Here is an 11,101-nt window from a genome sequence, read left to right on the forward strand (position 1 = left end):
ATTTCGATACAAAAGAAAATCAAGAAGAACTTATAATTAGTACCATGATTACTAGTGCTCCTAAAAAAGTAATTATACACTGCGTTGATAATTGCAAAAACAAGGAATTAATTGGAACGATAAGTAAGGTCTTTGTAGATAGAGTTTATTATTGTGATAAATGCGATGAATGTGAAAAGCTAAAAAAAGGAATTATGAATAGTGGTAATGCAATTGAGAAAAAATAAAAAGGCAAAGATGATTAGATAATGGTATAGGATAAATCTAAAACAATTCTAAAATAAGTATTGACAAATAAATATTCAAATAGTATAATTTAAATTGTTGTGAACGAAAACATAAAAAGTATTTTAATATAATAGAATTATCTTTTACAAGAAGAAACAGCCGTTTCTCACCTAACAGTACTGCTAGTTAGGTTAATTAGTAATTTGAATTTGTTACTATTAAGGACGGCATTTGTCGTCCTTTTATTTATTTGAATATTATAAAATTTTCTAAATATACTTAGGAGGTGAAAACTATTAGTAAAAACAAAGATTTCATGATGAATGAAGAAATAAGAGTGAAAGAAATAAGAGTTATAGGATTTGATGGCTCTGCATTAGGTATTTTGAACACTAAAGATGCGTTAAAGCTTGCAGAAGAGAAAGATGTAGATTTAGTTATGATGTCGCCTACCGCAAAACCACCAGTATGTAGAATAATGGATTTTGGTAAGTTTGTTTATGAAAAACAGAAGAAAGAAAAAGAAGCTAAAAAGAAGCAGAAAGTCGTAAATCTTAAAGAAATACGATTAAGTGCAACAATCGAAGATCATGACATTGCAATTAAGGCTAGTAATGCTAAAAAATTTCTTTTAGATGAAGACAAAGTAAAAATAACTGTAAGATTTAGAGGAAGAGAAATTGAAAATTCAAAAGTGGGTCATAAGATATTAAAGTCCTTTGTAGAAAAAATCGGTGATGTTTACATTGTTGAGAAACCAGCGAGACAAGAGGGAAGAAATATGATAATGATTTTAGCTCCTAAACGAGCATAACCGAAAGGAGGAATTTTATTATGCCTAAGATGAAAACACATAGAGGCGCAGCAAAAAGATTTAAGAAAACAGGAACAGGAAAGCTTAAAAGAGCGAAAGCTTTTACAAGTCATATATTAACAAAGAAAAGTGCAAAAAGAAAAAGAAACTTAAGAAAAACTGGATATGTTTCAACAACTCAAATTAAAGCAATGAAGAAATTGTTACCATACTTATAATTGAATGGTAATTAGGAGGAATATAAAATGGCAAGAATAAAGAGAGCAGTTAACTCTCGTAAAAACCATAAAAAAGTACTAAAGCTTGCAAAAGGTTACTACGGTGGAAGAAGCAAGTTATTTAAAACAGCTAATGAGTCAGTAATGAGAGCACTTAGAAATGCTTACATAGGAAGAAAATTAAAGAAGAGAGATTTTAGAACACTTTGGATAGCCAGAATTAATGCGGCTTCAAGATTAAGTGATCTTTCATATTCAAGATTCATGAATGGAATGAAACTTGCAGGAATAGATATTAACAGAAAGATGCTTTCTGAAATTGCTATAAATGATCCAAAAGCTTTTGCTGAATTAGTAGAAGTTGCAAAAAAACAATTACAAGCTTAAGAAATATTTATTTTTAAATGTAGCCCTTGGGCTACATTTTTTATTGCATTTTTGACAAAGATATGTTAAGTGATATAATATAGAAATATGACATCTCCGCAAAATTTTTAGAGGTGATTAATTTGAATTTAGGTACTAAAGCTCTTATTAAGAAAAATATTTATACTCCTGTTCAAATACTTGCATTAGGTTTTGCTATATTAATATGTATAGGCGCAATACTTCTTAGTCTGCCTATAGCTTCCCAAAGTGGCGAGATTACACCGTTTATAGATTGTATATTTACTTCTACGTCTGCTGTGTGCGTTACAGGTCTAGTAATACTAGACACAGGAACGTATTGGACATACTTTGGTAAAACAGTGATAATGGTACTAGTAGAAATAGGTGGACTTGGATTTATGTCTGTGACTACGCTTGTTTTTATAGTTTTAGGTAGAAGAATAACATTAAAGGAAAGACTAGTAATGCAAGAAGCACTGAATGTGAACTCATTACAAGGATTAGTAAAGATGGTTAAATATGTACTGATGTTTACAGTTTTGGTTGAAGGAATAGGTGCCGTGTTATTCTCAACACAATTTATTCCTGAATTTGGAATCTCAAAAGGAATATATTATAGTGTATTCCATGCTGTTTCGGCTTTCTGTAATGCTGGATTTGATCTTATGGGAAATTTCACAAGTCTTACTGGATATGCTAACAATTCTGTAATAATATTAACAATGTCAGCACTAATCGTGATAGGTGGGTTAGGATTTTATGTCTGGGTAGATATTTATAACCGTAATGGAATTAAAAGGTTGTCACTTCATTCTAGGGTAGTTATTTATACTACGCTAGTATTAATAGTTTTGGGGGCAATATTTATGTTCATTTTTGAAATGAACAATTCAAGCACAATGCAAGGTATGTCTATTAAGGGCAAATTTTTGTCTTCAATTTTTGCATCGGTTGCGCCTAGAACGGCTGGGTTTAACTCTATTCCAATAGATAAAATGACAACAGCAGGAAAGTTTTTAACAATGATTTTAATGTTTATTGGTGGATCGCCTGGTTCAACGGCTGGTGGAGTGAAAACGGCTACTGCGGTTGTGCTTTTTATGACTGTAGTGTCTGTGGTCAAGGGGCGTGAAGATACTGAAATATTTCAAAAACGCATAAACAAAGAAGTTGTTTATAAAGCCTTTGTAATAGCTATACTTGCATTAGTGCTTGTTATATCGGTTACTATGATATTATCTATTACAGAACCACCGGATATACGTTTTGAATACTTGCTATTTGAGGCTACTTCAGCGTATGCTACAGTTGGGTTAACACTAGGGTTAACTACAAAATTAACAGTTGTAGGTAAAATAATAATAATATTTACCATGTATGCAGGTAGAGTAGGGCCGCTTACTATAATCTTGGCATTAGCTAAAAGTAAAAAGGCCAAATCTGGAACTATAAAATATCCAGAGGATAAAATTTTAATTGGATAGGGGTGGAGTCAATGAGTAAAAGGCAGTTTATTGTTATAGGCCTAGGTAGATTCGGAACGTCTGTTGCTGAGACATTATATTCACTAGGAAATGATGTATTGGCAGTTGATTTTGATGAAGAAGTAGTTCAAAATATCTCTGATAAAGTGACTCATGCAGTTCAAGTTGATGCAAATGATGAAAACAGCTTAAGAGCCCTTGGTATTCGTAATTTTGATGTGGCTGTTATTAGTATAGGTTCCAATATCCAATCTAGCATTATGGCAACACTCTTAGTTAAGGAACTCGGAGTAAAATATGTAATTACAAAGGCAACTAATGCGTTACATGCTAAAGTATTATATAAAATAGGTGCAGATAGAATAGTTTTTCCGGAACGAGATATGGGTGTGCGTGTTGCTCATAATTTAGTGTCATCCAATATATTAGACTATATAGAATTATCTCCTGATTATAGTATAGCGGAAGTTGTTAGTCCAGAAGAATGGCACAACAAGACACTTAGAGAATTAAATATAAGAGCTCAATATGGCATAAATGTAATGGCTATAAAAAGGAACAATGATATCGATGTTTCTCCATCTGCTGATAATAGTATTGAACCAGGTGATGTAATTGTGGCCATAGGCAGTATTGAAGAATTAAATAGATTAGAAAATTTAGTTAAATAAGGGGTACTTCGTTTGGAAAATATTCAAAGTAAGGATAATTTATTGATTAAAGACATTAAAAGGTTAAAAGAAAAAAAATATAGAATAAACAGTAACATGTTTTTAGTTGAGGGTTTTAGATTTGTCGAAGAAGCATTAAACTCAGGGTTTGAAGTGGTGCACATTTTTATAAGTGCTAGAGGAGAGGCTAAATATGAAAACTCCTCTGTGAAAAACACGCTACAGAAAGATACTAAAGTTTATACCATTAGTGATAGTATATTTAAAAGTATTTGCGATACGGATAATCCTCAAGGTATTATTGCTTCAGTTAGGAATAAACCTGTAGGGATTAAATATGATCAGGGTTTTTATATGCTGGCTGATAAAATACAAGACCCAGGAAATATGGGAACTATAATTAGAACTGCTCATGCAGCGGGAGCACTTGGGGTTATAATTACAAAAGGAACTGTGGATATTTATAATGAGAAAACTTTAAGAGCAACAATGGGTTCTATTTTTAAAATACCTATTATATATGACAGCGATTTAAAACTGGTGCAGAAACTTAGGAATGATGGATTCAAGCTAGTTACTAGCTCGCTGGATTGTGATAAAAACTTTTATGATGTAGATTTAAAAGAAAAAGTTATTATAGCAGTTGGAAATGAAGGGAATGGAATAAGCGCTGAAGTGTATGCAATATGTGATTTGAAAATTAAAATCCCTATGCCTGGTAATGCAGAATCTTTAAATGTGGCAATAGCCGCATCAATTATGATGTATGAAGTCGTAAGACAAAATAATTGTGTGAAATTTTAAAATTAAGTTGAAATTTTTTGTAGTTTTGGTTATAATATTCTGTATACTTTAATAAATAAAAATAAACTGTGATGGAGAAAGTAAATATAAAAATATTTACAGGGATAAGAAGCCTTAGACTGAGAGCTTACTTAAAAAATTTTTATATCGAAGTTCACTCCGGAGTTCTAATAGTGAAACAAAGTAGCTGTTAGCGGGTAGAATCGATAATTTTATCTAAGAGGACTTTTCTAGTCAATTAGGGTGGTAACGCGGATTTTCCGTCCCTTCAGTAGGGACGGTTTTTTTTGTTTTATAAAAATTTATAAATTTAAAAATTACATAAATATGAAGGGAGCATTCATTATGAAGGAAAAGTTAAAAGCGATAAAAGCTGCAGCACTCGCAGAACTAAAAGAATCTGCCGTTCAAACAGAATTAGAAAGTATCAGAGTTAAGTATTTAGGCAAAAAAGGAGAACTTACACAAATATTAAGAGGTATGGGAAAGCTATCAAATGAAGAAAGACCAATTGTTGGTAAACTAGCTAATGAAGCTAGAGAGGACATAGAAGCATTTATAACTAAAGCCTCAGATATATTAAAAAACAATAAAAGGGAAACAAAACTAAAAAGTGAAGTTATAGATATATCTATGCCAGGGAAAAAACAAATAGTAGGTAAAAGACATCCATTGGAATTAACACTTGAAAAAGTTAATGAAATATTTTTATCCATGGGATTCTCTATTGAGGAGGGCCCGGAGGTAGAAAAAGATTATTATAATTTTGAGGCGTTAAACATACCTAAAGATCATCCTGCAAGAGGTGAACAAGATACTTTTTACATAAATGATAGTATAGTTCTAAGAACTCAAACCTCACCAGTACAAATCAGAACTATGGAGGTGCAGAAACCGCCTATAAAAATGATTTCACCAGGTAAAGTTTATAGATCGGATGCAGTAGATGCTACTCATTCACCAATATTTTATCAAATAGAAGGTTTGGTAGTAGATAAGGGAATTACGTTTGCTGATTTGAAAGGAACATTAGAGCTATTTACGCAAAAGATGTTTGGTGGAAATATGGAAACGAAGTTTAGGCCACATCATTTTCCATTTACAGAACCATCAGCAGAGATGGACGCTACTTGTTTTGTGTGTAATGGTAAAGGTTGCAAGGTTTGTAGTGGTAGCGGGTGGATAGAACTTTTAGGTTGTGGAATGGTTCATCCACAGGTTTTAAGAAATTGTGGAATTGATCCTGAAGTTTATAGCGGATTTGCTTTCGGATTTGGGCTTGATAGAATTACAATGTTAAAATATGGAATAGACGATATTAGAGCACTTTATGAAAGTGATATGAGATTTTTAAAACAATTCTAAAATGATGATAGGAGACAAAACAATTAATAATTGTTTTGTACTAATACGGATACTAGGAGGATATAAAATGAAGATTCCAGTTAAATGGCTTAAAGATTATGTAGATATAGATATATCAGCGAAGGAGCTTTCCGATAAATTAACTATGTCTGGTTCAAAAGTAGAAGAGGTTATTATATCAGGTGCTGAAATTGAAAATGTTGTTGCAGGGAAAATAACAGAAATTATTAAACATCCTGATGCTGATTCATTAGTTGTATGTCAAGTAAATATAGGACTTGAAGGGCCAATACAAATTGTTACAGCAGCTACTAATATGAGTGAGCAGGATATTATACCAGTAGCACTTCATGGATCAACGTTACATGGAGGAGTAAAAATAAAAAGAGGTAAGCTTCGTGGCATAGTTTCAAATGGTATGTTCTGCTCTGAGGAAGAACTTGGGATTGCAGGGGATGAAATATTTGATGGACTAATGATACTTCCTAGTGATACGACCATTGGGCAAGACATAAGGGAAGTATTGAATCTTCAAAGTGTATTAATAGATTTTGAGATAACTTCAAATAGAGCAGATTGCCTTAGTATTCTAGGAATGGCTAGGGAAACGGCAGCGACTTTAGGTACAGAGTATAGAAAACCAGCCATTGATTATAAAGCTACCTCCCTCGACAATGTGGAAGATATTTATAAGGTTGATATTAAAGATGAGCTTTGCAGAAGATACATGTTAAAAGGTATAAAAAATGTAAAAATAGAGCCTTCACCACAATGGATGCAGGAAAGACTTTTAGAAGCAGAACTTAGGCCTATTAATAACATAGTGGATATTACAAATTTTGTTATGCTAGAGATTGGTCAACCTATGCACGCTTTTGATGCTAGGCAAATCACTACTAATGGTATAGTCATTGAAAGAGCGAATGCTTTTGAAAAATTTATTACATTGGATGAAACAGAAAGAGAACTCAGTGAAAGCGTTTTAACTATAAAAGACGGAGATAGAGCTATAGCAATTGCAGGTATTATGGGAGGCTTAAATTCAGAAATTAAAGCAGATACCACAAGCATAATATTTGAGAGTGCAAATTTTGAGGGTGTTAATATAAGATTATCTTCTAAAAAATTAGCTTTAAGAACTGATGCATCTTCAAGATATGAAAAAGATTTAGATCCCAATATGGCTAAAATGGCAATAGATAGAGCATGTCACCTAATACAAGAATTAGGTGCAGGTGAAATAATGGAAGGATGCATTGATGTATATCCTAAAATCCTTAAACCTCATGGTTTAGAAGTAGATTCAAAGTGGATTAATAAATTCTTAGGAACTGATATAACTAAGGATGATATGAAAATGTACCTTGATAGATTGGAAATGGCTACAGAAATAATAGGTGATTTTCTAATTGTACAAATACCTACCAATAGATCTGATATGAATATTAAAGAAGATGTAGCAGAAGAAATAGCTAGAATGTATGGTTATGATAATATACCATCTACTATTCCAAATTGTGAAACTTTAAAGGGTGGGAAAAGTGAAAAGCAAAAATTAGAGGAAAAAGTCGTGTCGGCTTTAATTAGCAGTGCACTTAATCAATCAATAAGCTATTCATTTGTAAGTCCTAAAATATTTAATAAAATTTTAGTTTCGGAAGACAGTGAACTCAGAAAAGTAGTTACTATAAAAAATCCGTTAGGAGAAGATTATAGTATAATGAGAACTACAACTATAGCATCTATGATGGAATGCTTAGGTAGAAATTATTCAAGAAATAATGAAGAAGCTAAATTATTCGAAATAGGTAAAGTGTATATACCAAATGAAGATGATACTAAGCTTCCAGAAGAGAGAAATATATTAACTATAGGAATGTATGGAAATGTTGATTATCTGGATTTAAAAGGTGTAGTGGAAAATGTAGTAGATATTTTAGGAATAAGAAATACATCTTTCAAAAGAGAAAGTGAAAATCCAACTTATCACCCTGGAAAGACTTCAAATCTATATGTAAAGAGAGAACTTGTAGGTGTGGTTGGAGAAATTCATCCAAGTGTCTCAGAGAACTATGAACTAGAACCAAGATGTTATATTGCAGAATTGAATTTAGATGTATTATATAAACATGCTGACTTAAATAAAAAGTATAAAGCACTTCCAAAATTCCCAGCTGTAACAAGGGACATTGCACTTATAGTTGAAGATGCAATTTTAGTGCAAGACATTGAAGATGTAATTGTAAAACAAGGTGGCAATATTTTAGAAAGTGCTAAGTTATTTGATGTGTATAAAGGCGCACAAATTGCAGAGGGCAAGAAAAGTATAGCCTACGCTATATTATATAGACGTGATGACAAGACGTTAACTGATGAAGAAGTAAATAAGGTGCATGAAAAAATATTAAGATCTCTAGAACATAAATTAGGTGCACAACTTAGGTAGTAATTTAAAGTAAAACTCTCTTAAAAATAAGGGAGTTTTACTAATATCAATCATCATAAAAAATAACGGATTAGTATATTAGTTGTTTTACTTGTATATTTAATTTGAAAATATTGGTTTTATTAAAAGCTATATTGTGATACAATAAAAGTAACTAATCTGTCTAAGAGGGTGTTTTAGATGAACGTGGTAACAATAAAGATAAATGGTATTGAATATAATTTAAAAGGTGAAGAAAAAGAAGAATATTTACATATGGTAGCTAGCTATGTTGATAAGAAAATAAAGAATATAATGGGAAATAATGAAAAACTTAGTACTTCTTCAACAGCAATTTTAACTGCTTTAAATTTAGGTGACGATTTGTTTAAAAGTCGTTCGCTGTGTAAGGAACTTTCAGATAAAGTTGAATCTCTAGAAACACATGATAAAGAAGTGACTGTGAACTTAGAAGATTTTAAGAAACAATTGAATCATATGGAAGCATATAACCAAGAGTTGCTTAATAAATGTAAAAAGATAGAAAGTAGTGAGTATGTGAAAACCATACAAAATGAAAATATAAAGAGTCAACAAGAATTAGATGTTATGCAAGAATCTTCAAAGAGTTATATTGAGGAAAATAGAAGTATAAAAGCAGAAAATAAAGAAATGAGATTTAGGCTCCAATCTTCTAAATACAAAATAATCGATTTGCAAAACAAATTGATAGAATACCAAATTAGTTTAGCTAAACAAAAAAAAAATAATAATCCTCTTTTAACTTCGCGTAAAAAGTAAAGTATTTAATAAAGAATGGTTAAATTATCTTCTTTGAAGCTGCACATCATCGCCGAAAGGCGATTTTTTGTTGTATAGGAAATTATAAATAAACAAGAATAATTTATACATTTACACTGTATAATTAGTTGTAGTAAAATAGAATTATAACTATTTATTGTATTAGAAAAATAGATAATTATGAAAAGGTAAAAAATATTATTTGACAGGAGATAGTGTATGAAAAAACAACATTTTAAAAATGGGTACAAGTTTCAAAAAGTATTAAGTACATTCTTAATATTATTATTAATTTTAACCCCTATATATACAAAAGTATTAGCCCAGACCAGCATACTAGAAGAGGGTAAAGCTATTTTAACAAATAATTATGTGAATACAGTATCAGATTATGTATTAAATGCTCCTGATTTAGATGAAATGGTTACGAGACTAGATGATCCCTATTCGGATTATTTTACAAAAGAGGAGTATTCCGAATTTGTAGGTAGCATAAACAATACATTTAGTGGAATAGGTATTGGAGTTGAAATGGTTACAGAAGGAATAAAGGTTACTAGAGTTATTGATAATTCTCCAGCAATAGATGTAGGACTTATGGCTGGTGACATTATTGTACAAGCAGATACAATAAATTTAGTTGGGATTTCAGTTGAGGAGGCAATAAAATACATAAAGGGTGAAACGGGTACTTATGTTAAGATAGTAGTGAAAAGAGGCACAGAAGTACTTAACTTTAATATTCAGCGTAGAGTTATAAAGTCACCAACCGTAGAAAGTGAAATGCTAGAGGGCAAAGCAGCATATATATCTATTGTATCTTTTGGAGATGATACTGGTGATTTATTTTCTGCAGCATTAGAAAAAATGGATTCAATGGGAGCTAATAGCTACATTATAGACCTTCGGTATAATGGAGGTGGATATATGGGCACAGCGCTAGATATAGCAGGCCATTTTATTGGGAATAATCCAGCAATTATTATAGAGGATAAACTTAATCGTGAATATAAATATAACGGTGTTGACCATGGAAAAATAATAGGAAAGCCTGTTGTTTTTTTAATAAATGAATACTCTGCTAGTGCATCAGAAATATTAGCAGCTGCTGTTAAGGATTATGATAAGGCTACGTTTATAGGGACAACAACCTATGGAAAAGGAGTTGCCCAACAAATGTTCCCATTGTCTGATGGTAGCTTCCTTAAGCTTACTGTGGAAAAGTTTTTTTCTCCTAATGGAAATGTAATCCATAAGACTGGAGTGTCTCCAGACTTTGCAGTTAAAGATGAAAAAATAGATTCTTTGAAGGTAGCTAAGTTACTTCTTAGTAGTACAAGTGTACCTAATGATAAAAGTGGATATATGAGAATTGATTTAGATGGAAAACAGTTTTATATTAACCTTAAAATGGCTAGAAGTGAAGAATATTGGACTGCATATAACTATATATTAAACAACAATGCATCTTATAACTCTTACCTAGGAACTAATGTAGGATGGGAAAAAAATACTAGTGATCAGTTAAGTAATAAGATTCTTCATGGCTTTTCTAATTATAAAATATTAAGTGATTTAAAAAAGGATATAAATGTAGATAAGCATTTTAGTATTAATTTTAATATGCCAATAGATATAGATAGTATAAAGTCACAAGGAATTGAACTTATAGATGAGATTACAGGAAAAAGAATTCCACTGAAATTTGATACTAATAATAATACAGTGATAGCAACACCAATAGATCAACTACAAAAGGGACAAACATATTATTTAGTAGTAAATGATAATGTATGTGATGCAAACGGGAAAAAAATTGTGCAAGGTACCGTAATAAAATATATAGTACCTTAGGTGTTTATTTGGGTATAATTAAAGTATAAAGTATAAAGTATAAAGTA

Annotated in this window: 11 protein-coding genes and 2 other annotated features; all 11 genes read left to right on the forward strand. The window is 31.3% G+C overall.

Annotated elements, in window-relative coordinates; all coding sequences use genetic code 11:
* Positions 1 to 227, forward strand: a 227-nt coding sequence (gene ytxC / locus JJE11_RS07185) for a sporulation protein YtxC (protein WP_291634045.1), incomplete at its 5' end; no start/stop codon positions are given.
* 142 nt (positions 228 to 369) lie between these two features.
* Positions 370 to 480, forward strand: a sequence feature (ribosomal protein L20 leader region).
* Positions 481 to 514: 34 nt separating this feature from the next.
* A complete protein-coding gene (infC, locus tag JJE11_RS07190; protein WP_291634047.1) occupies positions 515 to 1,042 on the forward strand; it encodes a translation initiation factor IF-3 in 528 nt (175 codons plus the stop codon).
* 20 nt (positions 1,043 to 1,062) lie between these two features.
* Positions 1,063 to 1,260: a 50S ribosomal protein L35 gene (rpmI, locus tag JJE11_RS07195; protein ID WP_216306752.1), complete on the forward strand. Its 198-nt coding sequence runs from the start codon at positions 1,063 to 1,065 to the stop codon at positions 1,258 to 1,260.
* 27 nt (positions 1,261 to 1,287) lie between these two features.
* Positions 1,288 to 1,647, forward strand: coding sequence for a 50S ribosomal protein L20 (gene rplT, locus JJE11_RS07200; RefSeq protein ID WP_216306753.1), 360 nt, complete (start codon positions 1,288 to 1,290; stop codon positions 1,645 to 1,647).
* Between the two features lie 122 nt (positions 1,648 to 1,769).
* Entirely contained in the window at positions 1,770 to 3,134 is a 1,365-nt protein-coding gene (locus tag JJE11_RS07205; protein ID WP_291634051.1) for a TrkH family potassium uptake protein, read from the forward strand.
* A gap of 11 nt (positions 3,135 to 3,145) precedes the next feature.
* Positions 3,146 to 3,805 carry a TrkA family potassium uptake protein gene (locus JJE11_RS07210; RefSeq protein ID WP_291634053.1) on the forward strand — a complete coding sequence of 220 codons (660 nt, stop codon included), beginning with the start codon at positions 3,146 to 3,148 and terminating at the stop codon, positions 3,803 to 3,805.
* 12 nt (positions 3,806 to 3,817) lie between these two features.
* Positions 3,818 to 4,609, forward strand: a complete 792-nt coding sequence (locus JJE11_RS07215; RefSeq protein WP_291634055.1) for an RNA methyltransferase — start codon at positions 3,818 to 3,820, stop codon at positions 4,607 to 4,609.
* Between the two features lie 59 nt (positions 4,610 to 4,668).
* Positions 4,669 to 4,880 (forward strand) — a binding site (T-box leader).
* Between the two features lie 74 nt (positions 4,881 to 4,954).
* The gene (gene pheS / locus JJE11_RS07220) at positions 4,955 to 5,974 is read left to right on the forward strand and encodes a phenylalanine--tRNA ligase subunit alpha (RefSeq protein WP_291634057.1); all 1,020 of its coding nucleotides are present in this window, start codon (positions 4,955 to 4,957) and stop codon (positions 5,972 to 5,974) included.
* A 67-nt stretch (positions 5,975 to 6,041) separates the two neighbouring features.
* Positions 6,042 to 8,420, forward strand: a complete 2,379-nt coding sequence (gene pheT, locus JJE11_RS07225; protein WP_291634059.1) for a phenylalanine--tRNA ligase subunit beta — start codon at positions 6,042 to 6,044, stop codon at positions 8,418 to 8,420.
* Positions 8,421 to 8,600: 180 nt separating this feature from the next.
* Positions 8,601 to 9,200 carry a cell division protein ZapA gene (locus JJE11_RS07230; RefSeq protein WP_291634061.1) on the forward strand — a complete coding sequence of 200 codons (600 nt, stop codon included), beginning with the start codon at positions 8,601 to 8,603 and terminating at the stop codon, positions 9,198 to 9,200.
* A 219-nt stretch (positions 9,201 to 9,419) separates the two neighbouring features.
* Positions 9,420 to 11,054 carry a S41 family peptidase gene (locus tag JJE11_RS07235; protein WP_291634063.1) on the forward strand — a complete coding sequence of 545 codons (1,635 nt, stop codon included), beginning with the start codon at positions 9,420 to 9,422 and terminating at the stop codon, positions 11,052 to 11,054.
* The last annotated feature ends 47 nt before the right edge of the window (positions 11,055 to 11,101 follow it).

Origin of the sequence: Clostridium sp., assembly GCF_016650095.1 — a bacterium.
Taxonomy (GTDB): domain Bacteria; phylum Bacillota; class Clostridia; order Clostridiales; family Clostridiaceae; genus Clostridium_AD.

Bases quoted from the DNA above. Each gene is read 5' to 3' on its own strand.
- rpmI (WP_216306752.1), top strand. From the start codon at position 1,063: ATGCCTAAGATGAAAACACATAGAGGCGCAGCAAAAAGATTTAAGAAA.
- rplT (WP_216306753.1), top strand. From the start codon at position 1,288: ATGGCAAGAATAAAGAGAGCAGTTAACTCTCGTAAAAACCATAAAAAA.
- JJE11_RS07210 (WP_291634053.1), top strand. From the start codon at position 3,146: ATGAGTAAAAGGCAGTTTATTGTTATAGGCCTAGGTAGATTCGGAACG.
- pheS (WP_291634057.1), top strand. From the start codon at position 4,955: ATGAAGGAAAAGTTAAAAGCGATAAAAGCTGCAGCACTCGCAGAACTA.
- pheT (WP_291634059.1), top strand. From the start codon at position 6,042: ATGAAGATTCCAGTTAAATGGCTTAAAGATTATGTAGATATAGATATA.
- JJE11_RS07230 (WP_291634061.1), top strand. From the start codon at position 8,601: ATGAACGTGGTAACAATAAAGATAAATGGTATTGAATATAATTTAAAA.
- JJE11_RS07235 (WP_291634063.1), top strand. From the start codon at position 9,420: ATGAAAAAACAACATTTTAAAAATGGGTACAAGTTTCAAAAAGTATTA.